This is a genomic window from Mangrovimonas sp. DI 80 (assembly GCF_001975575.1).
In the GTDB taxonomy this organism is placed as follows: domain Bacteria; phylum Bacteroidota; class Bacteroidia; order Flavobacteriales; family Flavobacteriaceae; genus Mangrovimonas_A; species Mangrovimonas_A xylaniphaga.
Map to the genome: position 1 here is coordinate 1 of NZ_MSDT01000008.1, position 25,364 is coordinate 25,364.

General features: G+C 37.9%; 21 protein-coding genes. 13 read left to right on the top strand and 8 right to left on the bottom strand.

What is annotated here, in order from left to right:
• Window positions 1-312: 312 nt before the first annotated feature.
• From BKM32_RS14565 to holA, 4 genes are all read right to left on the bottom strand, one after another.
• Complete coding sequence (locus BKM32_RS14565; RefSeq protein WP_076664665.1) at window positions 313-1,563, bottom strand: LamG-like jellyroll fold domain-containing protein; 1,251 nt, start codon at window positions 1,561-1,563, stop codon at window positions 313-315.
• Window positions 1,564-1,736: 173 nt separating this feature from the next.
• Window positions 1,737-2,942, bottom strand: a complete 1,206-nt coding sequence (locus BKM32_RS14570; RefSeq protein ID WP_083702205.1) for a LamG-like jellyroll fold domain-containing protein — start codon at window positions 2,940-2,942, stop codon at window positions 1,737-1,739.
• 191 nt (window positions 2,943-3,133) lie between these two features.
• The gene (locus BKM32_RS14575; protein ID WP_083702206.1) at window positions 3,134-4,378 is read right to left on the bottom strand and encodes a LamG-like jellyroll fold domain-containing protein; all 1,245 of its coding nucleotides are present in this window, start codon (window positions 4,376-4,378) and stop codon (window positions 3,134-3,136) included.
• A gap of 397 nt (window positions 4,379-4,775) precedes the next feature.
• Window positions 4,776-5,780, bottom strand: coding sequence for a DNA polymerase III subunit delta (gene holA, locus BKM32_RS14580; protein WP_076664671.1), 1,005 nt, complete (start codon window positions 5,778-5,780; stop codon window positions 4,776-4,778).
• Window positions 5,781-5,882: 102 nt separating this feature from the next.
• On the opposite strand from holA, the gene BKM32_RS14585 reads away from it, so the two are divergent.
• The 6 genes from BKM32_RS14585 (at window position 5,883) to BKM32_RS16520 (ending at window position 10,782) form a co-directional block, all read left to right on the top strand.
• Window positions 5,883-6,344, top strand: coding sequence for a type I restriction enzyme HsdR N-terminal domain-containing protein (locus BKM32_RS14585; protein ID WP_053977177.1), 462 nt, complete (start codon window positions 5,883-5,885; stop codon window positions 6,342-6,344).
• Window positions 6,319-7,344, top strand: a complete 1,026-nt coding sequence (locus tag BKM32_RS14590) for a glycosyltransferase family 2 protein (protein ID WP_076664673.1) — start codon at window positions 6,319-6,321, stop codon at window positions 7,342-7,344. The genes BKM32_RS14585 and BKM32_RS14590 overlap by 26 nt, the downstream gene beginning before the upstream one ends.
• An 81-nt stretch (window positions 7,345-7,425) precedes the next feature.
• Window positions 7,426-8,136, top strand: coding sequence for a T9SS type A sorting domain-containing protein (locus tag BKM32_RS14595; protein ID WP_076664676.1), 711 nt, complete (start codon window positions 7,426-7,428; stop codon window positions 8,134-8,136).
• Between the two features lie 83 nt (window positions 8,137-8,219).
• Window positions 8,220-8,936 carry a T9SS type A sorting domain-containing protein gene (locus BKM32_RS14600; RefSeq protein ID WP_076664679.1) on the top strand — a complete coding sequence of 239 codons (717 nt, stop codon included), beginning with the start codon at window positions 8,220-8,222 and terminating at the stop codon, window positions 8,934-8,936.
• A gap of 508 nt (window positions 8,937-9,444) precedes the next feature.
• Window positions 9,445-10,302, top strand: a complete 858-nt coding sequence (locus BKM32_RS14605) for a flagellar motor protein MotB (RefSeq protein WP_076664680.1) — start codon at window positions 9,445-9,447, stop codon at window positions 10,300-10,302.
• A 306-nt stretch (window positions 10,303-10,608) separates the two neighbouring features.
• Window positions 10,609-10,782, top strand: coding sequence for a hypothetical protein (locus BKM32_RS16520; RefSeq protein WP_171971880.1), 174 nt, complete (start codon window positions 10,609-10,611; stop codon window positions 10,780-10,782).
• Window positions 10,783-10,883: 101 nt separating this feature from the next.
• On the opposite strand, the gene BKM32_RS14610 is transcribed toward BKM32_RS16520, so the two are convergent.
• Window positions 10,884-11,504: an L-threonylcarbamoyladenylate synthase gene (locus tag BKM32_RS14610; protein WP_076664681.1), complete on the bottom strand. Its 621-nt coding sequence runs from the start codon at window positions 11,502-11,504 to the stop codon at window positions 10,884-10,886.
• Window positions 11,505-11,708: 204 nt separating this feature from the next.
• Between BKM32_RS14610 and BKM32_RS14615 the strand changes: the two genes are divergently transcribed.
• The 4 genes from BKM32_RS14615 to BKM32_RS14630 all read left to right on the top strand — a co-directional run bounded on the left by BKM32_RS14615 (window position 11,709) and on the right by BKM32_RS14630 (window position 16,062).
• Window positions 11,709-12,149, top strand: coding sequence for a hypothetical protein (locus BKM32_RS14615; RefSeq protein ID WP_053977183.1), 441 nt, complete (start codon window positions 11,709-11,711; stop codon window positions 12,147-12,149).
• Window positions 12,150-12,211: 62 nt separating this feature from the next.
• Window positions 12,212-14,047 carry an adenylate/guanylate cyclase domain-containing protein gene (locus BKM32_RS14620; RefSeq protein WP_253187468.1) on the top strand — a complete coding sequence of 612 codons (1,836 nt, stop codon included), beginning with the start codon at window positions 12,212-12,214 and terminating at the stop codon, window positions 14,045-14,047.
• 90 nt (window positions 14,048-14,137) lie between these two features.
• Window positions 14,138-15,097 carry a pepsin/retropepsin-like aspartic protease family protein gene (locus BKM32_RS14625; protein WP_076664683.1) on the top strand — a complete coding sequence of 320 codons (960 nt, stop codon included), beginning with the start codon at window positions 14,138-14,140 and terminating at the stop codon, window positions 15,095-15,097.
• A gap of 41 nt (window positions 15,098-15,138) precedes the next feature.
• Window positions 15,139-16,062, top strand: a complete 924-nt coding sequence (locus BKM32_RS14630) for a hypothetical protein (RefSeq protein ID WP_171971881.1) — start codon at window positions 15,139-15,141, stop codon at window positions 16,060-16,062.
• Here BKM32_RS14630 and BKM32_RS14635 read toward each other — a convergent pair whose 3' ends face one another.
• Together BKM32_RS14635 and BKM32_RS14640 are read right to left on the bottom strand one after the other, a co-directional pair.
• Complete coding sequence (locus BKM32_RS14635) at window positions 16,063-18,381, bottom strand: ATP-dependent helicase (protein ID WP_053977187.1); 2,319 nt, start codon at window positions 18,379-18,381, stop codon at window positions 16,063-16,065.
• Between the two features lie 92 nt (window positions 18,382-18,473).
• Window positions 18,474-20,051 carry a DUF748 domain-containing protein gene (locus tag BKM32_RS14640; protein WP_076664685.1) on the bottom strand — a complete coding sequence of 526 codons (1,578 nt, stop codon included), beginning with the start codon at window positions 20,049-20,051 and terminating at the stop codon, window positions 18,474-18,476.
• Window positions 20,052-20,109: 58 nt separating this feature from the next.
• On the opposite strand from BKM32_RS14640, the gene BKM32_RS14645 reads away from it, so the two are divergent.
• Together BKM32_RS14645 and BKM32_RS14650 are read left to right on the top strand one after the other, a co-directional pair.
• Window positions 20,110-21,675 carry an FMN-binding glutamate synthase family protein gene (locus tag BKM32_RS14645; RefSeq protein WP_076664687.1) on the top strand — a complete coding sequence of 522 codons (1,566 nt, stop codon included), beginning with the start codon at window positions 20,110-20,112 and terminating at the stop codon, window positions 21,673-21,675.
• An 18-nt stretch (window positions 21,676-21,693) separates the two neighbouring features.
• Entirely contained in the window at window positions 21,694-22,215 is a 522-nt protein-coding gene (locus BKM32_RS14650) for a hypothetical protein (RefSeq protein WP_053977190.1), read from the top strand.
• A 7-nt stretch (window positions 22,216-22,222) separates the two neighbouring features.
• Here the strand turns inward: BKM32_RS14650 and BKM32_RS14655 are convergent, their stop codons facing one another.
• Entirely contained in the window at window positions 22,223-23,128 is a 906-nt protein-coding gene (locus BKM32_RS14655) for a patatin family protein (RefSeq protein ID WP_076664690.1), read from the bottom strand.
• A gap of 88 nt (window positions 23,129-23,216) precedes the next feature.
• On the opposite strand from BKM32_RS14655, the gene recG reads away from it, so the two are divergent.
• Entirely contained in the window at window positions 23,217-25,319 is a 2,103-nt protein-coding gene (recG, locus tag BKM32_RS14660) for an ATP-dependent DNA helicase RecG (protein ID WP_076664693.1), read from the top strand.
• The last annotated feature ends 45 nt before the right edge of the window (window positions 25,320-25,364 follow it).

Below are 25,364 nucleotides of genomic sequence, written 5' to 3' on the forward strand. Positions count from 1 at the left end.
GTTCCTTGCTCGGTTTGTGCATTAGCAAATTGCAAACCAGTCTGCGCATGCGTTGTTAACATAGAAATAGTAAAAAATGCAGGTAAAAGCATTTTTCTGTGTAATTTTTTTATCATAATAGTTAAATTTTAGTTGAGTTTAAAATTATCTTAGACTTACAAAAATTAGTAATCAGACACACTTTTTAACCTAAATTTAACCTACAAAAAATTTAAAATACTGAATACCAAAAGAATCATATTTCAAACTACACTTTATAACAAAAAAAGCCAACCTTTTCAGGTTGGCTTTTCCAGTAAACACATTACACAATTACATCTTTACCACTTTCACAGTTAAAGCATCTAAATTATCCGCTTTAAGGTTTAAGAAATAAAGCCCCGAATTGAAATTGTTAAGATCGATTGCAAATTCATTGGTATTGCTGAATTGGTATGTTGCCACCACTTTTCCCGTGATTGACACCAATTGCGCATCCACAGTTTGATACACCTCATTTAAAGCAACGTTTACATGTCCTGAAGTTGGGTTTGGATACAGTTTTAAATTGTTTGAAAACAATGTATCCTCTAAACTTAATGTTCCACTAACAAAGTTTACCGTTTCAGATATTACTACACAACTTCCAACTGTGATTTCTACTGCATAATTACCACTTTCACTTGGCGTAAAATCTTGACTTGTAGCACCCTCTATCTCTGCATTAGCATTGTCCACATCTACCCATTGATAAGCAGCATCTACCTGATTCGCTGTTAATGTAACATCATCACTAGTTATCGTAGTATCAATACCAGAAGTTACTTTTCCTGCCGCATAATTTGAATACGCATTTCCTGATAAGGCAAAGTTTTTCAATTCATTAACATCTGTAGAAGACACTTCATTTACAACCGAAGTAATAGCTAAATTACTTCCGTTTACCGTCCCTTCATTTAACTTATAGTAAGCAACCAATTCAGCTGGCAAATCACATAACTCATTATTCATGTCTGCCAGAATCTCAGATTGAGTTCTTGCCACGTTCCAAATTCTCACATCATCAATAGTCCCGCTAAAGGCTGTTGCTCCAATATTAGCATTCCTACCCCCTATTTGAATATTAGCTGCATCTTGAGTATCTGTACCAGTGCCAGTAAAGCTACCTTCAGCATCAAGATTCCCGTCTACGTATAATTTATACTCATTTTCTTGAGATGGATCGTAAGTTACGGCCACATGATGCCAACTTGAATTTAAATAAGTTGAACCATCCAAGTAATTATAAGCCCCTCCCGTTTCAATTCTCACTTTACTACTCTGGATTTTAAAGGTGAAACGAGGCCCCCCGTCCTCTGTTGGAGTACCACCACCCCATTCCACAATAAGTGCTTGGCGAGATTGGTAACTCCATTTTACCCAAGCCTCAACTGTTCTCGGTGAATTTCCTAAAACTCCACCAAGATCTGTTAAAATATAATCATCGGAACCATCGAAATGCAAACCTGTTTGCGCCTGAGAAGTCAATACAGACACCGCAAAACACGTAGTAAAAAATAGTTTTTTACGTAGATTTTTTATCATAATTGTTAATTTATTAGTTGTCTTTAAAAATATTCCAATCCACACGGAAGAGTAATAAAACATAAGATTTTAACCTATTTTTAACCCACAGAAACACTAATGCATTGACCCCGTGTAAAAAAAAAAAAAAAGCTAACCCAAAAGGTTAGCTTTCATTAAAACACATTACACAATTACATCTTTACCACTTTAACAGTTGCAGCATCCAAATGATCTGCCCTAAGGTTTAAGAAATAAAGCCCCGAATTGAAATTGTTTAGATCTAATGAAAATTCATTGGTATTACTGAATTGATATGTCGCCACCACCTTTCCAGTGATAGATACCAATTGTGCATCCACAGTTTGGTACACGCCATTCAAAGTCACCTTTACATCTCCAGAAGTTGGGTTAGGATGTAATTTAAGATTGTTAGCAAACAACACATCTTTCACTCCCAATGAAGACACCTCTACACATTCCGAAGTCGTAGTACAACCATCCACCATAATTTCTACAGCATAGCTCCCCGGCTCTACTGGTGTATAGACCTGTTCTGTAGCACCAACAATTGCTGTATTGGCATTATCACAGTCTACCCATTGGTAAGTAGCTCCTGTTTGAGCCGCTGTAAGGGCAGCTCCTTCCAGCGCAACCAAACCATGACCTTCCACATAATTAGAAACGGCTCCTGCAGACAAATCGAATCCCATTAAGGTACCATCATTCCCATTGACCGCATCAATGGCTGTTGTTACCCCTGAATTATCTCCTTCGGCAATCCCTTCATCCAACTTAAAATAGGCTTGTAATCCAGCCACATCTTCACATACTCCAGTATTCATGGTAGATTGGATTTCCGCCTGGGTCCTTGCAATATTCCATATTCTAACCTCATCGATATTACCTTGAAACAAAATAGACCCTCCTGTAACGCGCTCTCCAATTTTCAGATTATCACCAGTAGAAGGTGTATTAAGTGCAGTGACAGAAGCGGAGCCCATTTCATCACCATTTATATACAAATAACCTGTAGTACCATTTTTAACAAAAGCCACATGAACCCAGGTATCCAACGGTACGGTATCTGCCTCGGTAGATACATTGGCTGATCCGGCGATAAATTTTAAACTTCTATCACCGCCAACCGCAAACGTATTTCTACCTCCGGTTTGATTCAATCCATAATCTAAAATTGCCAAATTGGATGTTGGTGAAGAGGAGGGTATGTAAATCCAAGCTTCAAAAGTTCTGTTGGCCGATCCAAGCACGCCCGCATAAGGTGTTTGTATATAATCATTAACCTTATCAAAATTCAATGCGTTTTGCGCATTAAAAGTTAACACAGAAACCATGAAACATACAGTAAAAAACATATTTTTGCATAGTTTTCTTATCATAATTGTTAAATTTTAGTTGTTTCTTAAAATTACCGCACACTATAGGTGACACTAAATTAAATAGACCTATTAACATTAATTTAACTTGTAAATTTCACAAAAACCTGAACCTTAACCATATAATCAATTTCATCAAACAAAAAAAAGCCAACCTAAAAAGGTTGGCTTTTCAAAATAAACACATTACACAATTACATCTTTACCACTTTAACTGTAGCAGCATCTAAATGATCTGCCTTAAGGTTTAAGAAATAAAGCCCCGAATTGAAATTGTTAAGATCGATTGCAAATTCATTGGTATTGCTGAATTGGTATGTTGCCACCACTTTTCCTGTGATAGATACCAATTGTGCATCTACAGTTTGGTACACACCGTTTAAAGTTACATTTACATTTCCTGAAGTTGGGTTAGGATACAATTTTAAACTGTTGGCAAATAAGGTATCTTCCACTCCTAATGCCTCAACCTCTACCGCCATACAAGTTGATGTTACGGTACAGCCTTCACTATCTGTAATCTCAACCGCATAGGTTCCAGATGCTTCTGGAGTAAACGACTGCCCTGTGGCACCATCTACAGCTGTATTTCCATCTGTACAGTTAAACCATTGATAAGTTGCATCTGTTCCAGTTGCCATAAGTGTAGATCCATCTAATGTAACCGTGTTATCAACAGAACTTGTAAGTGTTGGACCCGAAACAAAATTAGAAAAAGCACCACTTAAAGAAAAGTTATGCAACGTTCCATTATAGCCATTTTTAAGCTCGGATACTGTCGTAATACCTGCATTCTCTCCACTGGCAGTTCCTTCGTTAAATTGATAATAAGCTACCAAACCTTCTTCATCCCCACACAATGTAACCCCTTTATTAAGATCAATATCATTTGCACTTCTTGCCACGTCCCAAATACGCACTTCAGCTATCTTTCCATCAAATGAGGTAGATGGATCCATATCATTTCTTTGTCCTATCACAATATTATTACTTCCTACATTCAGAGTTTGACTTGTAATATCCCCCTCAACATTCAATGCACCATCAACATATAACTTGTATTTATTACTGGAAAGAGAATTATCATACACTACCGCTACATGATGCCATTGAGAATTTGTTATATAGGCTGTGCCGTTTAATCCACCTCCACCAACTTCAATCCTGATAACCGAAGCACCTGGATTAATTTTAAATGAAAATCGTGTTCCCCCACCATCCATGGAGCCCATACCCACAATAAACCTCTGACCTGCGTCGTATGAAGCATTAATCCAAGCTTCAACTGTTCTAGAAGCACTGCCTTCTATAGAAGGCGCCGTGGTGGTTATATAATCATTGATACCATCAAATTCCAAACCATTTTGTGCATTAGAAGTTAACATAGATACCGCAAAACATGCAGGTAAAAGTATTTTCTTGTGTAGTTTTTTTATCATAATTGTTAATTTTTTGTTGCAACGAAAATAAATAAGCCTTCAATAATCCTCATCTATACAAACCTCGTTTAACCTTAATTTAACCCAACAAAAAAAGCCAACCCAAAAGGATTGACTCTTTAATAACATAACACAATTTGCATAAGACCTTAACGGCCTTTTGCGTCCAAATTTTAAGGCTAACTACTTCCTTATAATTTGAATTCGTTTAATCAACTAAAAACTTAACTTAATAAAAAAATCTAATGATCTTAGAACACTGAAATTCAAACAAATGACAGCTAAAAAAATCTTCAATTCATTTATAAAACTACGTTGCAAAGGTAACCAAAAGGCCTTTCCTGACCTTTAAAATAAGTGTACCGTTAACACTTGATTAACCTTTGTGAAATTGTTGTTAATTGAAGATTTTCACCAACAGCTCTTTTAATAGATCACCTTGAGGAATAGCATTGGCCCCCACCCCTTTACTTTTAACGTCAAAGTCCCGCAAGGTTTCTACAATGGCACTCACTTTTCGCATAGGAAAATTGCGTGCGGCTACGGTGTATTCGTTTACAAAATAAGGGTTGATTTTTAAGGCAGAGGCCACATTTCTTGGATTTTTATCACTCAATCCGTGAAATTGCAACAACTGAGAAAAGAAACTGAACAGCAAGGATACCGTCATCACCATGGGGTTATCCTTTGGGTTATCGGCAAAATAGTTGACAATCTGAAAAGCCTTTAAAGTATTACGTTCCCCTATCGCCTTTCTAAGCTCAAAATTGTTATAGTCCTTACTAATCCCAATATTTTCCTCAATCTGTTCTGCAGAAATCTCAGTACCCTTGGGAAGAATAATTTTAAGTTTATCTAGCTCATTGCTGATTTTGCTCAAATCGGTTCCCAAAAACTCCACCAACATTTGGGCGGCTTTTGGTGTAATACTGTAGTTCTGCCCAGAAAGTACACGCCTGATCCAATCAGCTACTTGGTTATCGTAAAGTTTTTTGCTTTCATAGACTACACCTGTCTTTTTAATGCTTTTATAAAGCGCTTTACGCTTATCTATTTTCTTGTACTTATAATTGAGCACCAAAACGGTTGAAGGCTGAGGATTTTCGGCATAAGCAGCCAGCTTTTCAATTTGCCTAGCCAAGTCTTGCGCCTCTTTAACAATCACCACCTGGCGTTCTGCCATCATTGGGAAACGCTTGGCATTGCTTACAATGTCATCTACAGAAATATCACGTCCATACAACACCATTTGGTTAAATCCCTTCTTCTCTTCCGCAAGCACATTGTCTTCAATATAATCGGATATCTTATCTATATAATAGGGTTCTTCGCCCATTAAAAAATAGATAGGTTTTAAATTTCCGTTCCTAATATCTGTTACTATCTGTTTAACCTCGTCCAAAAGCGTAAAATTTCATGTATCCAAATGTCCATTGAAAAACTAAAGCCGGCATTTGGTATTTATTATATGTAGTGTATTTTTGAAAAAATTCAAGTGGCGCGCATGCAAAACCTAAACTTTCCAAAGTTTTCATTCCGTTTCAAAAGTAGCGAAAATAAAATTTCTATTTTCGATGAGATTCGTAAAAAATTCATCATTCTCCAACCCGAAGAATGGGTACGCCAGCATTGCGTGCATTACCTGATGCAAGTGAAAAACTATCCCAAATCACTTATTAATGTTGAAAAGGAGCTGACCGTAAACAACTTGAAGAAACGCTACGATATTGTGGTATTCAACACAGACGGAAGCATTCACCTTATTGTGGAATGCAAAGCACCTTCTGTACCTATAAGCCAAGCTACCTTCGACCAAATTGCGAGATACAATTTAACCTTGGATGCTTCATTTTTGATGGTAACCAACGGAATTAATCATTATTATTGTCAAATGGATTTTGAAGAGGAGCGTTACACTTTTTTAAGAGAGCTCCCCTCCTATGATTCCAATCCCTCAACCCCCTGAAACCATTTCTGTGAGCACACGTATAGCTATTGTCATTTTAAACTGGAACGGAAAACAACTTTTGGAGCAATTTCTGCCTTCTGTGGTATCACATTCCCAAAGCGCTGACATTTATGTGGCCGATAATGCGTCTACGGATGATTCCGTAGCCTTTGTAAAAGCTAAATATCCAGAAATTACCATCATCCAAAATCAGGAAAATGGTGGCTATGCTAAAGGCTATAATGATGCTCTTAAACAGGTAGACGCTGATATTTTTTGCTTATTGAACAGTGATATTGAAGTGACCCCAAACTGGCTTCCTCCAATCATCACGGAGTTTGATAATAACTCGAACACCGCCATTGTACAACCAAAACTTCTAGATTACAAACGAAAAGATCACTTTGAATACGCAGGGGCCGCAGGAGGTTTTATTGATAAGTTCGGGTACCCCTTTTGCCGAGGTAGAATTTTTGAAACGGTTGAAGCTGATACAGGACAATACAGTGACAACACCGACATTTTTTGGGCTTCCGGCGCCTGTTTTTTTATTAGAAAAGAAGTCTTCAACACCTTAAATGGTTTTGATGAGGATTTTTTTGCCCATATGGAAGAAATCGATCTTTGCTGGCGCGCCTTCAATTTAGGGTATACCACTAAGTATATAGGTACTTCCACTGTTTATCATGTGGGAGGCGCCACACTTCAATCCAGCAACCCTAGGAAAACCTATCTTAATTTTAGGAACAGCCTCTACACCCTTACCAAAAATGCCAGCGGACCAATTTTTATATTGGTTTTTACACGTTTGGTTTTAGATGGCATTGCTGCCCTTAAATTTTTGTTTGAATTAAAATTCAAACATATTTTATCCATTTTAAAAGCGCATTTCAGCTACTATGCCCACTTACCCCAATTAATTAAACAGCGTAACCAAATCACCCAGCAAAAGCACTACTATAAATGCACTTCTATACTTATGAAATACTATATTCAGGGGCAAAAAACACATAGATAATTCCTACATTAACCTTGATTTAACTCTCAAAAAAAAAGTAGTTTTTAGTTTAAGCCCCATAAATCAACTAAAAAAACAACCATGAAAAAACTACTACTTTTATTTTGCTTTTCAGCATTTGGAACTACCAATACTATTGGCCAAACAACTTTTGGATGGGAAACAGCTCCAAGTGGCGCAGCTAAAACTAAGTCGGAAACTATAGATGGTATTACCATTACCGGTTCTTGTCGTGATGGAAATGTTACCTTAGGCTCAAGTAGCCCCCATGGAGGTTCTGGAAAATTTTTCCATTCACAATACACAAATTCTACAGAATTCAGCTTCAACACCCCAGTGAATTTAATTTCCATAATTGCAATGAGCTATTCGGATCCTGACATCACATATACATTTACGCCTTTCGGTGGAGACAACACACCGGTTATAGTAACCTTAGACTATCATCACGCCACTGTTGAATTAAATTGGGAAGGTGTAACGTCCTTTACTATATCCTCTGAAGCAAAAGAATTTGCTTGGTTTGATGATATAATAGTAGAAAACACCTCCTTAAGTTCTCCTGATTTATCAATGGAAGAAATAACCGTTTACCCAAGCCCAGCATATTCTACCTTATACATAAAAGGCCTTACAGCTATCACTATCTCAAAAATTTACAATAGTTTAGGTCAATTGGTATTGAGCACTACTGCTTCAGAAATAAATATAGAACCGCTTACAAACGGTGTTTATATTTTAAAAGTAACCACCGATAAAGGAAACTTCGCAAAACAATTTATAAAACAGTAAAAACAACCTAAAGTCATTTATAACTACCAAACGTACCGTTTCCTTATTAGAACCGGTGAACTTTTAAATCAAAACCCAATCCCATGAAAAAACTTACTTTTTTGTTCTTATCACTAGCCATTCAAACAACAGCCACATTATCACAAACGACTTTTGATTGGGAAACGCTCCCTGCTCCAGTTGGATCCACATCCTTAAGCGAGACAAGAGATGGTATAACTGTAACTTTTTCAGACTCTAACTCATCAAAAGAAGTTGTATCCTTAGCTAATATTTCATATGGTGGATCTGGAAATTGTATTTTTAGCAATAACTCAAGTAGTGTTGTATTTACTTTTGACACAGCCGTAAATGTCATTTCGATCCTTGCCATGAATGGTAATCCACCTGAAACTTATACATTTACTCCTACAGGAGGTACAAATACACCTGTAGTTGTTGAATTTACAGGCAATGCTTCCGAAGTATCGCTTAAATGGACTGGCATAACCTCATTTACAGTAACTGCAAATCAGCCTACTCCTATTATTTTTGATAACTTAGTCGTTACAACTGAAGCTTTGAGTATACCCAAATTATCCGCGGAACAAGTAACTATTTATCCAAACCCAACGGCCTCCATCCTATACATTAAAGGTGTTACCAATATCACTTCATCAGAAATATACAACAATTTAGGACAATTAGTATTGAGTAACACTGAAGCAGAAATCAATGTTGAAGACCTTACCGCTGGTGTTTATATTTTAAAAGTAACCACCGACAAAGGCAACTTCACTAGACAATTTGTAAAAGAGTAACACCAATTTCTAAAAGATTAAGACAAATGAACTCAAAAAAAGGATAACAAAAGGCAGGAGTCAAACTATTAATCAAAAAAGTTGGACGGTTTTAACATTTTTATACCCATTAACATTAATTTAACCTTCAAGCCTTTTTTAATTTTTAGTTTCGGTTTCAGAATTTTTTAAGTGTGTGTCATACATTTATATTTTTTTGATTATTCATTTAACATTATAAAGGGTTTCGGTTCAGGTAATATTTTGAACTAAATAAGAGCTAAATGTAGTTACCTTTACCTTTAACAGAAGCAGGGATTTTTTACAAAAGTTTAATCTTAGCAGTAACAACTCAACCAACCTTGCTTTTAGCCAGACCACTTCATATTTTGAAGCTGGTTTGGCTTTTTTATCGCCCTCATATTTTGTTTATAAATTTTGTTAAACTTTTTGTTAACTTATTCCCAAACGAAAATTCTTTTCTATAATTTTGGGACGTTAAATTAACAACGAATAATCACGGACAATTATGAAAAAACTAATGTTATTGAGTGCTTCGGCCATGTTGCTTTTCGGATCTTGTGTATCTAAAAAAGAATATGCCGCACTTGAAGCCAAACACAAAGAAACTCAGGACTTATTAAATAGCGCAACCGTAAAACTAAACAGCTGTCTTTCAGACAAAGCAGCAGCCACTGCTCGTTTAGAAGGGATGCAAGAACAACTTGCCGACTTGCGCAGAACCAACCAAGACTTGATTGATACTAAAGGAAATTTGACAACCTTAACCCAAAAAGGTGCTGAAAATCTTGAGAAATCATTGGAAAGTCTAAAAGAAAAGGATTTAAAAATCACGCGTCTTCAAGAAGCTCTTACCAAAAAGGACAGTGTCACTCTTGCCATTGTATCTAGCTTGAAAAAAGAAGTAGGTATTAACGATCCAGACATTGAAATCAATGTTGAAAAAGGAGTTGTATTTATTTCTATTGCAGACAAATTGTTATTCCAAAGTGGAAGCTACAATGTAACTTCAAGAGCTAAAGAAGTTTTGGCTAAAGTAGCTAAAGTTATCAACAGCAAGCCAAACTTTGAAGCTATGGTAGAAGCCCATACAGATAATGTACCTTACCAAAGAGGGGTATTGTTGGATAACTGGGATTTAAGTGTGAAGCGTGCAACTTCTGTAGTAAGAGTATTGGAAAGCTTAAACGTAAACCCACAACAGCTTATTGCTGCTGGACGTGCCGAATTCGTACCTTTAGCTTCTAACGATACTTCTGAGGACAGAGCTAAAAACAGACGTACAAGAATTGTTGTACTTCCAAAAATTGATCAGTTCTACGACATGATCGAGGAAGAAATGAAAAACCTTAGTAACGAAGGTTAATTCTTCAAAACATTATAAATTACAAGCCCACCAAATGGTGGGCTTTTTTTGTTAATCTTCTTTTATAAAGTTGAAAAAACGACTAATTTAAACCCTACAAAAACAGACAATTACCTTCCATCCATTCTTTTTGTGAAGTTTGTCTTACGAGGAATTTAAATTTTATCCATTAAACGATTAAAATCGGTAATTAAAAGAAAAACAGCACTTTATAATTTCGCATCACTTATATTTATAAGACCCAAAGCTACCTTTGTTTTTTCTAAGAACTAAAACTGTAAATGCCTGCTTCTAATTTATTAACCCATGGAACAAGCATTACCCTATCGTTTTAAAAGACGTTCAAAAAACCATTTCGATTGGTTATTAAATGTTATCAAATCTGAAAAGTACCATGAAGCCGAATCTATCATTGTAGAACACACCTACAACAAGATGTCCGGTTCTGCACAAAGCTTCAATAAGAACAGTGTTTTTTGAACTTTTTCAGTGTATTTCTTCTACATAACAAAGCCCTTAGTTGTCCGTTAAATATTAACCGTCCAACCCATTTGTCACGCCCATACTCCAACAATAGAATTCTAAAATATTTCAAGAGATCCTTTTCCCTCTCTAACAATAAGAGGTTCTTCTTCTGAAAAATCTATAACCGTAGAGGCCTCATTATCCCCATAACCACCATCTATAACAAGATCTACCAAATTATCCCACTTTTCATGAATCAATTCTGGATCTGTCGTATACTCCAAAATCTCATCATCATCACGAATAGAGGTTGAAATGATAGGATTCCCCAACTGCTTCACAATTTCCAAAGCAATATTATTGGCAGGCACCCTAATCCCTACGGTTTTCTTTTTCTTAAAGACAGACGGAAGTGTTTTAGCACCTGGAAGAATAAAGGTATAAGGCCCAGGCAAGGCCCTTTTCAAAATTTTAAAGGTACTGGTATCTATTTGCTTTACATAATCGCTTAAATTGCTCAAATCCTCACATATAAATGAAAAGTTGGCCTTTTCAAGCTTCACTTTTTTTATTTTGGCTACACGCTCCAGTGCCTTCGTATTCATAATATCACATCCCAAACCATAAACTGTATCGGTAGGATAAATTATCAACCCGCCATTTTTAAGAACTTTGACTACTTTATCTATCTCTCTTGGGTTAGGATTTTCCTCATATATTCTAATAAACTGGGCCATTTTTCAAGTTTCTTATATCACTATAAAAGTAGTTAAATATTCCCAATAGAACCTGCCTAGAAAACATATTTAAACCACTACAAATCAGTGATTTAAAAAAAATCACTATCTTTAATTGTATATCGCTCTCCTTAAGACAGATAATTGCCTCATTTCATTATTTAATAGCACTTAAAATGAAAGTAACCATTAAATAATTGAAATATGAACTCCGATAATGACAAAAAAGACACAAAGGTTTATCTCACTGTAGATACAAGTAAAATCAACTTAGGCAATGTAAATTTCACGGCCATATTTTCAGACAATAGAGACGATGTCTCCTATCCTGCAGGTGTCCCAAGTAAATTTATCTCCAAAGTCGACAAAAACAAATCTGTTACCTGGGAAGGCCTCCCAAAATATCCGGATTCCGGTGATACTGTCCAAATTATCTTGGTAGCACGAAAACCAGGAGATAGCGGGGGTGCCAAAATTTTAAAAAAATCTATAATCGAAGTAGATAGCCTCGGAAATGTTTCCGGAAAAATTCATGACAGTGATATAGAAGGAGAGGAAAACTATTATGTAGTGTTTACTGTCAATAATGATACTTCTAATCCATATGTCTTAGATCCAAAACTAAAAATGACAGACAAAATTTAAAACAATCCATTTTTAAATGTAATATGCGCTTTAATGAATTGAGAATTTGCATAACCCTGATATTGGTTGCAACATTCTTGCAGACTGGGTTTTCTCAAAACCAAAAAACTGCTGATAGCTTAATTGCTGTCTACGAAACCAATGTGTCCAATCAAAACAACCTTTCTCTAATTTTCAAGATTATAAATGAATCATTAAATGCAAATACCAAACTAAAATTCTCAAACCTCCTCCTTGAAAAAGCTCCAAAAGACTCCTTAAAACTGCAGTATTCGGGCTATTTACAAAAAGCCAATGCCTTTAGTGAAAAAGCTGACTTTCCCGAAGCGCTGGAATGTTACTTTTCGAGTTTGAAATATGCAGAACAAACCAAAAACGACGCTTTTATTGGAGCTGCGCTAATTGGAATAGCCGACACCTACTCTATTGTAGAAAATCCATTCAACGCCCAAAAGTATTACTTAGAAGGAATCGAAAAATTAAAATATACCAATGATTCCATAAAACTAGGGTATGCCCTTTACAATTTGGGAGATCAATATTTAAAAACTGGCAATTCCAATGATGCACTTTCCTACACAAAAGAAGCTGGCCATATTTTTGAAAAATTAAATGACGTTAGAGCTTTAGCCTATGTAGATGGCAACCTAGGAAGAGTATATGCAGAAAAGGAAAAAGATGAACTTGCTTTAGAAAAAATAAACTCCGCTATCGTAACACTTGAAAAATTTGAGGACTACTCCCCTATATCAGAATTTCTAGCTTATATGGCAGATATTTATGCAAAAAAAGGCAACATAAAAAAAGCCTTAACCTATGCCTATAAAAGTTTAAACCTAGCTCAAAAATACCAACTCGATGACCAACTAAGCCAGACCTATTTAAAACTATCAAACCTATACGAAGTGCAAGGAAATTTCAAGGATTCCTATATTAATTTCAAACAACATATAGCCTATAGGGACAGTATTGCAAACTTAGAGAATATTCAAAAAATGTCTGCCCTAAGAACCGATTATGAGGTTTCAAAAAAAGAAGCCGAAGTTAATATCCTTCAAAAAGAAGCCGAAATATCCCAACTCAAAGCACGTCGCCAAAAGGCGGCCATCTATGCCACTGCCGCTATTATATTTTTGATCTCCCTTTTAGCATGGGGACTTTACAGACGCTATAAATTCATTAATAAAACCAAAATCATTATTGAAAATGAAAAGAAACGATCAGATGACTTACTTAAAAATATTCTTCCCGAACAAACCGCCGAAGAACTCAAGCAACACGGCAAAGTAAAAGCTCAAAAAATTAAGCACGCTACTGTATTGTTTACCGATTTTGTAGGCTTCACCAGATATTCAGAACATCTACCCCCTCAACAGTTGGTAGAAAGCATCGACTACTACTTTTCAAAATTTGATGAAATTATCGGTAGGTACCAATTGGAAAAAATAAAAACGGTGGGAGACGCTTATATGTGTGCTAGTGGATTGCACAACCATAGTAGCAACCATACTCATAACATGCTTTTGGCAGCAATGGATATTGTTGACTTTGTTAATCAAGCTAAAGCAACAAACACACAGTTAGCTTCCAATTTCGATATTCGTGTTGGAGTCAACACAGGGCCCGTGGTCGCCGGTGTGGTAGGTACCAAAAAATTTGCTTACGACATTTGGGGAGATACCGTAAATGTAGCCTCAAGAATGGAATCCTGCTCTCTACCAGGAAAAATCAATATTTCCCATAATACTTACAAAATTGTTAAAAACGAATTTGATTGCGAATATCGCGGCAAAGTTGAAGTAAAAAACAGAGGCATCATGAAAATGTATTTTGTCAATTCAAAAAACAACATTACTTCAAACCTTAGCCCCGACCAAACTAACAATTCGCTAGCCTAAAAAACTTAAGCAACATTCCCATTTTACAAAAATCATAACTTAAGATATTCAAACTCTGTAACATCTTTCACTTTTTGGAGTCTTAAATACATGAGGGTTTTCAATGTTATAATAGGTTTTGTCTTTGGGCTTCAAACAGCGTTTGCCAATTTGGCTATCAATCAGGTCTCTTTTCCTCAAGCTGAAATCCTCAATCAATATACCTCCCGCATCCCTTTTCAACTTATCGACAACCTTATTGTAGTAAAGGCGGAATTGATGGGAAAGAAGGGGAATTTCATTATCGATACAGGCTCTGAGGCCCTTATCCTCAATAAAGTGCATTTCCCTCAAAAATATGCCCACAACAGAAAGCGTCAAGAAATGACTGGGGTTGTGAGCATTATTGACAATCCTTTTGAGCGAAAGCTCAATTCTTTTGTCATTGAAAATCTTGTTTTGGAAAACCAAACTTCAGATGTCATTGACTTGTCCCATATTGAAACTTCAAAGAAAATGAAACTCTTAGGAGTGATTGGTTATAGTATTTTGAAAGATTACGAAGTTTTTGTCGACCTATATCTTAACCAAATTACCTTATCCAAAACTGATAACAAAGGGGTCAAATTAGATCCTCGCGGCTATTTGGAAAAAATAGTTGACAGCGTAGGGTTTAAGCTAAAAAACCACACCATTGTGGTAAATGCCTCCATCAATGGGCAACCTTTGACGTTTGGAGTGGATACAGCTGCCGAAGTCAACCAAATTAATAGCAAAGCCTCCCGAAAAGCCTTAAAGTATTTCCACCCCAAGGGACGCCTAATGCTTACAGGGGCCAGTAATAAACAAATTGAAGTTTTGGCAGGAAATTTGCACCGTGTTAAACTAAGTGAAACTGTTTACCTAGGACCGATGCAAACCATTGTAACCAATTTAGACAATCTCAACAAAGCCTTCGGGACAACTTTGGACGGCATTTTGGGATATGAATTTTTCAAACAAAAACGAACAATCATCAATTATAAAAAAGAAAAACTTTACTTTGTACAATATCCATTACAACGGCATTGAGAAAAATTGTTCATTATATTGCGTTTATCCTGCTCATACTAGTGGGCACAAGCGCTCTTTGCCAAAACCAAAACCTTAAAGGATATAGAATTGAAGGCGACGAGGTTGTGTTCACATTCAACAGAAACGACTACCAATCTGTATCTCCCGACGGTTTTAAACCCTCCATCCCTTTTGAAAACCTCACTATCGATAATGTCGTGGTTGCTGGACAATTCAATAATTGGTCGATGCATCGATGGAAAATGAAGAAAGTGGATGAGAACACCTACGAACTTCGTAAGAAACTCAGCGACTTTACAGATGCCTTTTCATGGGAATTTAAATTTGTCATTAACCATGAATATTGGGCCGAGCCTTCCGCTCAGGTAAGCAACACGGTACAAGCCACTAAAGATGGCTACCATCTTAACGTACTTAATCTAAACCTTTTTACTGGCGCCTACCCTTCAAAAGATGGCAATGTTAGATTCAGACTGAAAGGTCATGAAGATGCCAAAGAAGTGATTTTAGCCGGCTCTTTCAACAAATGGAACGAGCATGCCTTTAAAATGTATAAAATTGATGGAGGCTGGGAAATTATCCTGCAACTAAGACCAAACGATTATCAATACCGCTACATTGTTGATGGCCTTTGGATGGAAGATCCTACAAATCCAGACAGAATCACCAATGAGTTTGGCGAATACAATTCCCATATCAGCATTAAGGAGAATGTTACGTTTATTCTTAACGGCTATCCCAATGCAGAAAAAGTAATTTTAGCGGGCTCTTTTAACGATTGGAATGAACAGCAAATTGAAATGAGCAAAACTAAGACTGGATGGACCGCAACCGTACTCCTTTCAGGAGGAAAGCACCATTACAAATACATTGTAGATGGTAACTGGATCGTAGATCCCGACAATCCCGTTAAGGAATACGATGACCACGGCTACATCAATTCTGTGATGATGGTGAAATAACTATCCCAGCATTTTCAATTTTGCAAAGCGGAGCAATAATTTTTTAACCCCACCTACTTCAAAATTGATTTCCGCTTTGGTATCTGCACCTTGTCCTTCAATCTTCAAGACCTCTCCTTTTCCAAATCGCATGTGCTCTACAATATTGCCCACAGTAAGCTCCCCATCAAATAAATTGGTCACTTCATTCTCTTTGGCTTTTGCCATCGGCTTCAATTTGGCAGGCGGAATAAACTTAGGCGGCTGCTTTTCTGACATCTTTTTCATTGGAGGCTTTTTGAACCTTACCTTATTAGGTGGCACGTCTCCAAAAATATCGGCATCCAACATCGGATTAAAGCGTTGTTCTTGAACCGGGGTCAAGATTTCCAAATATTGATCATCGATTTCCTCAATAAACCTACTGGGCTCAGCATCTACCAATTTTCCCCATCGATAACGCGAAACAGTATAGGTTAAATATGCCTGCTTCTCTGCCCTAGTAAGCGCCACATAAAACAGACGGCGTTCTTCTTCCAAATCGCTTCTAGAATTCGAGCTCATGGCACTCGGAAACAGGTCTTCCTCCATCCCTACGATATACACATAAGGAAATTCCAATCCTTTTGCCAAGTGAATGGTCATTAACGCGACTTTATCATCGTCCTCATTGTCTTTGTCCATATCGGTTGCCAAAGCCACATCCTCCAAAAACTCAGTCAGCGATCCCGTAGCATCGGCCAATTCCTTTTGACCTTCCACGAAATCCTTGATACCATTTAAAAGTTCCTCGATGTTCTCCATTTTGGCAACACCTTCAGGAGTGCCATCTTTATTGAATTCCTTAATCAATCCAGTCACCTTCGTAATGTGCTCGGCCAATTCAAAAGCATTAGCCGTTTGGTTCATCACCTGAAAACTCTCAAGCATTAAAACGAAATCACGTAATTTCCCCTTAGTTCCAGAATTAATCTTCAAATCAACTTTATCCAAGTTTTGCATCACCTCAAACATGGAGCGCTTGTAACCATTGGCGGCTACCAACAACCGATCAACCGTTGTTTGTCCAATTCCCCTAGGTGGGAAATTGATGACTCTTTTTAAAGCTTCCTCATCCGCCGGATTGATTACCAAACGCAAATAAGAAAGAATATCTTTGATTTCCTTACGCTGATAGAAGGACAGCCCTCCGTAGATACGATAAGGAATATCACGTTTTCTCAACGCGTCCTCCATGGCTCTGGACTGCGCATTGGTACGGTATAAAATGGCAAAATCACTGTTTTTGAGCTGTTCGTTCATTTTGTTTTCAAAAATAGAACTCGCTACATAACGCCCTTCGTCGCCATCGGTCATCAAACGATTGACCTTGATTTTCCCTCCTTCATCATTGGCAGTCCAAACCACCTTATCCAATTTGGTTTGGTTTTTATCAATAATGGAATTGGCAGCGTTAACAATATTTTTTGTGGAACGGTAATTCTGCTCCAAACGGAACATTTTCACACCGTCATAATCCTTTTGGAAGTTCAAAATGTTGTTGATATTGGCTCCCCTAAAGGCATAGATACTCTGCGCATCATCCCCTACCACACAAATATTCTGGAATCGATCGGACAAGGCCCGTACAATCAAATACTGCGAATGGTTGGTATCTTGGTACTCATCTACCAAAATATAGCGGAAGCGATCTTGATACTTTGCCAACACATCTGGAAATCTCGTTAAGAGTTCATTGGTTTTCAACAGTAAATCGTCAAAATCCATAGCACCTGCCTTAAAACAGCGCTCTACATAGTTTCTGTAAATCTCTCCCAACTTTGGCCTTCTTGCTGCAGCATCAGATTCCATAAGTTCAGGGTTATTGAAATAGGCCTTAACCGTAATAAGGTTGTTTTTATAAGAAGAAATTCTAGAACGAATCTGTTTCGCTTTATAAACATCTTTATCAAGTCCCATTTCCCTGATAATGGAACCAATCAGTTTGTCAGAATCCTGAGCGTCATAAATGGTAAAATTGCTTGGATACCCCAATCTATCGGCTTCAAAACGCAGGATTTTGGCAAAAATGGAGTGGAATGTTCCCATCCAAAGGTTTTTGGCCTCACTTTGCCCAACAATTGTGGCAATACGTTCTTTCATCTCACGTGCTGCTTTGTTGGTAAAGGTCAAGGACAATATATTGAAGGGATCGACCCCTTGGCTCATTAAATAGGCAATCCTATAGGTTAGTACCCTTGTTTTGCCAGATCCGGCTCCAGCAATCACTATCATTGGCCCATCCTTTTGAATGGTTGGGGCTAACTGTGCTTCATTCAGCTGACTTAAATACTTCTCCAAAGTTTCTGATTTTTTTCCGGCGTGAAATTAACCAATGTCTAAGTTTTAGTCGGTCAGATTTATTAATAATTATAAACAATGCGGAATAATTTCTAGGTTTTATGCTTTCGTTTGTGGTTTACCATGGTTTTCAGCAAACCATCTTTGGCATTGATCCAAACATAATTAAACACCGATTTGGTTTTGTTTCTTTCAATCCCCTCTTTATGGCCCTCCCTAAAATGATCGGGCAACCTATCGCTATCCTTGGCCACTAGAGTATTCAACAAACCCGACAATAGCTTGTTTGGGGTTGAACCATCCTTTTTCAAGGCTATAATTTGAAAGTCTTCATATTTGGCGCGCATATCCACTTGCGACACATTGGTATTCCCCCAAATGGTAAAGTACAATTGCTCAATTTCTCCTTCAAACTTGATCCGTAGGTTAGGTTCTGAAAATTTATTGACATCATGCACCTTCAACTTATCCAATTCTGCTTGAAATATAAATGTCCCATCAGGATCATTTACATCAAAATTCCAGTGTACCTTCAAAGGCGCATGTTCCATAAAATTGGCTTCAACTTCAATCTCTGTTTTTATTGGGGCTTCATAGGTATTGCTCACATTGGCAATGTCGGCATTCAAATTTGAAAAGGTAATCTTTCCACCATGATTATCTCGTTTCACACGTTCAGAATAAGCAACAGACGCATTTTTAATTTGAAGCGAGTCTATAGTTAAATCGAAATCCAAATCCCGAAGCATCTCATTGTAGAGCGGTTTTATTTTGGGGTCGTCTGCCACGAGTTTATCCCTAAAAAAATCCACTTGCGGGTTTAAGATTTCCATCTTTGGACTTGAAAAGGACACCCTTCCACTATCTCCAACACTTAATTTGTAATCTTTCAATGTTACGGATTCAAACACAACATCCGCAAAATCCCTCTCTACTGGAATATGCTTGGAAAGCTCATACTTTGAGTATTTAGAAAAGATCCTAACATTTTCAAAAGCCATGTCTTGATGGGATAATTTAGAAGGTCCAACCGCCATGTTCTCGAAGGGACCAATAGTGTAGAATAGAGAATCGAAAGCCATTTGATAGCCCTCATAATCTACTGGAATCTTTTGCCGCAAAACAGTCTCATCGACAAACACTTTGTCCAAACCGAAATCTAAATCGGACACATGAAGAAGTATGGAATCTGTTTCGGTATTCACTATTTCAATTCCTGCCTTGCTTATATCCAGTCTTCCTAGATTCAGCCTATAATTAAATACTTTTGGCTCTTCCTGAACTTCCTTAACAGAATCTGGATTTTGAAGTTTGAAATAAGTCAATTGTGGACGAACCAATTGAATATTTCCAATATCAATATTGTCATTAAACAAATACGCCCAATAACCAATATCGTTAATTGAAAGAGAGTCCAAACACACCTTCATGAGCGGTGCTTTGGAAATTTCATGAACCTTTTCCAACTCAATACCTTCAAGAGTAGCCGCACCTTTCCAAAGGTCCAAGTCCAAATTGGAATACTTTAATTTTACGGTTTCAGGCAAAGAACTCGAAAGATAATTCTCTACCTTTTCTTTCACTACAGAATTGGCTCTACCAACCAACAAAACAGCCAACACAACGACAGCTAAAAAAACTATCAGTTTGATTTTCTTGCCTTTACCCATATGTTAAAGATATCATTTTAGAACCATATTTTTTAAATATCTTTACAAAAAACCCTTTATGAACATTCTGCTATTTGCCCTTGCCGACATTCGTTGGTGGATGTGGATTCTTATTGCCTTATTCCTTGTAGCCATTAGGGATATTTTCATTCAAAAAAAACATACCATTAGTCACAACTTCCCCATTGTTGGCCATTTAAGATACCTTTTGGAAAGCATCGGCCCTGAAATGCGGCAATATTTTGTAGCCAACAACAGAGAGGAACTTCCTTTTAACAGAATTGAAAGAAGCTGGATCTATGCGTCGGCCAAAAAAGAAAACAACTACGAAGGGTTTGGAACTGATAGAGATATTTATGCCCACCAACACATCTTTATCAATAATGCCATGATTCCTTTTAAAATTGAAAAGGATCACCCAAATGCCATTGATAAAACATTTTTGCCTTGCGCCAAAGTCATGGGCGCATACAACAAACGCAAAAAACCATACCGTCCCGCCTCTATAATCAATGTCTCTGCTATGAGTTTTGGTTCGCTTTCGGCAAAAGCCATCGAATCCCTCAACAAAGGGGTACATATTGCAGGTGCCTACCACAACACAGGGGAAGGCGGTTTATCCCCATATCATTGTCAAGGTGGCGATGTCATTTTCCATTTTGGAACCGGTTATTTTGGGGTTCGGGACAAGCAGGGTAATTTTTCCTTAAAAAAATTGGTGAAATTGGTCCACGACAACCCACATATCAAGGCGATTGAAATCAAGTTGTCGCAGGGCGCAAAACCAGGAAAAGGCGGCGTTTTGCCCGCAGCAAAAATATCTAAGGAAATATCAGAAATACGCCATGTAGAAATGGGTAAGGATGTGCTTTCGCCTCCTAATCATTCAGCCTTCTCCAATGTTTCAGAACTCTATGATTTCATTGAAACCATCGCAGAAGCTACAGGCCTTCCGGTGGGCATTAAAGCTGCTATTGGCAAATTGGAACAATGGGAAGAATTGGCCGACCTAATGCTTGAAAAAGGTCAGGGCCCAGACTTTATCACTGTAGATGGCGGTGAAGGTGGTACGGGTGCTGCCCCTCCAAGTTTCGCCGATCATGTTTCATTACCTTGGGTATATGGTTTCACCGATTTGTACAAACTTTTCAAAAGTAAAGGCCTTACTGATCGCATTGTGTTTATAGGCAGTGGTAAACTGGGCTTTCCCGCCAAAGCCGCTATGGCCTTTGCCATGGGGGCCGATTGTATTAACGTAGCTAGAGAAGCCATGATGAGCATTGGTTGTATTCAAGCTCAAATTTGTCACACCAACCGTTGTCCCAGCGGTGTGGCCACGCAAAACAAATGGCTTCAAAATGGCATAAATGTCCCTTTAAAATCAGAGCGATTGGGACAGTATTTTAAAACCTTCCGAAAGGAATTTATTGAAATCACCCATGCTGCAGGTTACGAGCATCCCTGCCAATTTAAAATGACTGATGTAGACGTAAATGTAGATGACCGTAATCTTTCCGAAGAATTAAAATACACTTACCATTACGAAAAAACTCCCGTCCCATTTAAAAGTATGCAAGATTTAAAAGATTGCCTATATTTGGGCGGACATTACCATAACAAATAACCCTAATTCGCTATAAATATGGATTCCGAAAGAATTATCGACTTACTACTTTTTACCATACCAACATTAGTAACAGGACTAATTGCCTACCATTTTTTTAAGGAACACACCAAAAACGAAGATGGCCGAAGACGCTTTTTATTGCATAAAGACATTCAGGTAAATACCCTTCCAATTCGTTTGCAAGCTTATGAGCGAATGGCCTTATTTTTAGAGCGTATCAGCCCATCAAAACTACTTGTAAGAGTCAAACCAACATCTTCAAATAAAGAAGATTACGAGTCTTTACTTATCGCAACTATTGAGCAAGAATTTGAGCACAATATTTCGCAACAAATCTATATTACCGATGAATGCTGGAACATTATTGGAGCTGCTAAAAACTCTACGATTCAACTAATAAGAAAGGCAAGCATGTTGGAAAAAACCGATTCCGCCAATAAATTAAGAGAAGTGGTTTTAACAGAAATGATGGACCACCGCGCACCAAGTGACGCTGCCTTATCTTTCATTAAACATGAAGTAGGCGAATTGTGGTAATCTTGTTTTAAAGATCTTTTAAAACAGAATCTGCACCGTGCTTCTTGGCAGCATGTTCATACCCTTGCTGCCACCATTTTACCATTAAATTTCTACTGAATATCAAAGAGTTTTCGGTGAGATCTATTGGAGTGTAATACAGATTAAGTTTCACATTTTTGTTACTTGCCGCCAACTTCCCGATAAGTATGTCGTGGCTTTCCAACTGGTCCATTAAATGACCAAACAAACTGATCATTAAGGAAAAGGGATTTTTCCCCAACACTTTTTTGCCTTCCATTTTTTCCGACTTTAAAATAACGGCATCAATCTCTGTGGCGCCACGTTGAATCGCTTCCCTTATAGGCACAACACAACCCAAACCACCATCGGCATATTCGTTGCCATTCACTTCGGTAAGCGACATAAAAGGGATGTAATTGCAGGAAATCCAGATCCAGTGGCAAAATTCCTCGTAACTAAAATCCTTAATAGATTTATATTCCACTGAATTATTTGACAAGTTAGAAACCGTGACAACCACATCTTCCTTGGTTGCCAAAATTTGAAGATATTCCTCCTTGGTAAAGTTCTTTTTAATAAGGCGCTTCAAGGATTTACTCTCTCCGAAGGTGCGCTTCATTTTGATAAATTGCCATAAGGAGTTCACAAAATCTATCGAAACAAACTCCCTATCTCCCTTTTTTCGCTGCACAAAAGGGCTGATACTGAAAATATCGTGCTGTTGCACATTGGTAAAAACGTTGTACAATTTCCCTATGTTATTCACCGCCAAATGAGGAACCAACAAACTTCCCGTAGAAGTCCCAAGATACATATCGTAGTCCCTACCAAGTTCTTCAATAAGATATTGTGCAACTCCACCAGCAAAAGCACCTTTGCTCCCGCCTCCGGAAATAACCAATGCGCGCATGTAATTTTTGTATTAAGTTAAGTTATGGTTTCCCAATTTACAAAAATTCGGGTTTTATGTTTCATGGATAACAATTATATTCGTCTTCATGAATACCAAGTTGCAAACTCCCATAGACTACTTAAAAGGCGTTGGTCCTAACCGTGCCGATTTATTGCGAAAAGAGCTTGGCATTCATACCTATCAGGATTTATTGAACCTGTTTCCTAATCGCTATATCGACCGCACACGCTATTATAAAATCAATCAGCTGCAACAAAATTCTTCCGAAGTACAGGTGGTTGGACGGATTACCGGCATCAAGGAAGTTGCTCAAAAACGAGGCAAACGCTTAGTGGCCACCTTTAGGGACGATACCGGAGCTATGGAATTGGTTTGGTTCCGAGGGCAGAAATGGATCAAGGACAGCATCAAGCCCAATACCGAATATGTTATTTTTGGGAAGACCAATTGGTACAACGGTACATTTAGCATGCCACATCCTGAAATGGAGCTCTTGAGCGACCACAAAAACAACCTTCGCTCGGCTATGCAGGCAGTTTATCCTTCTACGGAAAAGCTTTCCACCAAGGGCATCACCAATAGGGTCATGACGAAAATCATGCAAGAGCTGTTCATGGAAACACAAGGCAGATTTGCCGAAACACTTTCAACTTCCATTCTCACAAATTTGCAACTCGTTTCAAAAAGAGAAGCCCTTTTCAATATCCATTTTCCAAAAAGTCAAGAACTTTTGGCGAAGGCACAATACCGATTAAAATTTGAAGAACTTTTCTATATACAACTGCAATTGGTCATCAAAAATTTGATGAATAAAACCAAGATAAAAGGCCTTCCTTTTGAGAATGTCGGACCGCTTTTCAACTCCTTTTTCAAGGAACATTTACCCTTTGATTTGACCAATGCTCAAAAGCGCGTAATCAAGGAAATTCGACAGGACTTGGGAAGCAATGCACAGATGAACAGATTGCTCCAAGGAGACGTTGGATCCGGTAAAACCATCGTCGCTTTAATGTCCATGCTCATCGCTTTGGATAACGGTTTTCAAGCATGCCTTATGGCGCCGACTGAAATTTTGTCAGTCCAGCACTTCAACGGGCTATCTGAACTCTGTAAAAGCCTGAATATCAACATAAAAATACTAACAGGCTCAACTAATACTTCAGAACGAAAAGAGATCCATAAAGCCCTAGAAAATGGTGATTTACAAATTTTAATTGGCACGCACGCCCTCCTTGAGGACAAGGTGAAATTCAAAAATCTGGGACTCGCTATCATCGATGAGCAGCACCGTTTTGGAGTAGCACAACGCAGTAAATTGTGGCGAAAAAATGCTACGCCTCCACACATTTTGGTCATGACGGCAACGCCTATTCCTAGGACTTTGGCCATGTCTGTTTATGGCGATTTGGATGTTTCCGTTATCGACGAATTACCACCAGGAAGAAAGGAAATAAAAACCGTGCATCGCTACGATAAAAACCGTTTGAACGTTTTTAAATTCATAAGGGACGAAATCCAAAAAGGACGTCAGATTTACATCGTATACCCCCTCATTCAGGAAAGCGCCGCTATGGACTACAAAGACCTTATGGATGGGTATGAAAGTATCGCTAGGGACTTCCCTGCTCCACAATTTCAAATATCCATAGTTCACGGAAAAATGAAACCTGCAGACAAAGATTACGAGATGCAACGTTTCATTAAAGGCGAAACCCAAATCATGGTAGCAACAACCGTGATAGAAGTTGGCGTTAACGTGCCCAATGCCTCCGTAATGATTATAGAAAGCGCCGAACGTTTTGGACTTTCGCAATTGCACCAGCTGAGAGGACGCGTAGGTCGAGGTGCCGAGCAGAGTTACTGTATTTTAATGACCAGCCACAAACTGAGTGAAGACAGCAAAGTGCGTTTCGAAACCATGACCAGAACCAATGATGGTTTTGAGATTGCTGAAGTAGACCTGAAATTGAGAGGGCCTGGCGATATTATGGGCACACAGCAAAGTGGTGTTCTTAACCTAAAAATAGCAGACATCATTAAGGACAGTAACATTCTTCAACATGCCAGATATATGGCCAAGGAACTTTTAAAGAAGGACCCTTCCTTAAAACTGGAAGAAAACCAAGTCATTCTCCATACGTATCAGCAACTAAGTAAGTACAAAAACATCTGGAATTACATCAGTTAGGACCATAAAAAAACCCAACCTTTCGGTTGGGCCTAAAACATAACT

Coding starts and splice junctions, on each gene's coding strand:
- BKM32_RS14625 (WP_076664683.1), top strand. CDS start 14,138: ATGAGGGTTTTCAATGTTATAATAGGTTTTGTCTTTGGGCTTCAAACA.
- BKM32_RS14640 (WP_076664685.1), bottom strand. CDS start 20,051: ATGGGTAAAGGCAAGAAAATCAAACTGATAGTTTTTTTAGCTGTCGTT.
- BKM32_RS16520 (WP_171971880.1), top strand. CDS start 10,609: ATGGAACAAGCATTACCCTATCGTTTTAAAAGACGTTCAAAAAACCAT.
- BKM32_RS14615 (WP_053977183.1), top strand. CDS start 11,709: ATGAACTCCGATAATGACAAAAAAGACACAAAGGTTTATCTCACTGTA.
- BKM32_RS14605 (WP_076664680.1), top strand. CDS start 9,445: ATGAAAAAACTAATGTTATTGAGTGCTTCGGCCATGTTGCTTTTCGGA.
- BKM32_RS14565 (WP_076664665.1), bottom strand. CDS start 1,563: ATGATAAAAAATCTACGTAAAAAACTATTTTTTACTACGTGTTTTGCG.
- BKM32_RS14590 (WP_076664673.1), top strand. CDS start 6,319: ATGATTCCAATCCCTCAACCCCCTGAAACCATTTCTGTGAGCACACGT.
- BKM32_RS14650 (WP_053977190.1), top strand. CDS start 21,694: ATGGATTCCGAAAGAATTATCGACTTACTACTTTTTACCATACCAACA.
- BKM32_RS14595 (WP_076664676.1), top strand. CDS start 7,426: ATGAAAAAACTACTACTTTTATTTTGCTTTTCAGCATTTGGAACTACC.
- BKM32_RS14570 (WP_083702205.1), bottom strand. CDS start 2,942: ATGATAAGAAAACTATGCAAAAATATGTTTTTTACTGTATGTTTCATG.
- recG (WP_076664693.1), top strand. CDS start 23,217: ATGAATACCAAGTTGCAAACTCCCATAGACTACTTAAAAGGCGTTGGT.
- BKM32_RS14645 (WP_076664687.1), top strand. CDS start 20,110: ATGAACATTCTGCTATTTGCCCTTGCCGACATTCGTTGGTGGATGTGG.
- BKM32_RS14655 (WP_076664690.1), bottom strand. CDS start 23,128: ATGCGCGCATTGGTTATTTCCGGAGGCGGGAGCAAAGGTGCTTTTGCT.
- BKM32_RS14610 (WP_076664681.1), bottom strand. CDS start 11,504: ATGGCCCAGTTTATTAGAATATATGAGGAAAATCCTAACCCAAGAGAG.
- BKM32_RS14575 (WP_083702206.1), bottom strand. CDS start 4,378: ATGATAAAAAAACTACACAAGAAAATACTTTTACCTGCATGTTTTGCG.
- BKM32_RS14585 (WP_053977177.1), top strand. CDS start 5,883: ATGCAAAACCTAAACTTTCCAAAGTTTTCATTCCGTTTCAAAAGTAGC.
- BKM32_RS14600 (WP_076664679.1), top strand. CDS start 8,220: ATGAAAAAACTTACTTTTTTGTTCTTATCACTAGCCATTCAAACAACA.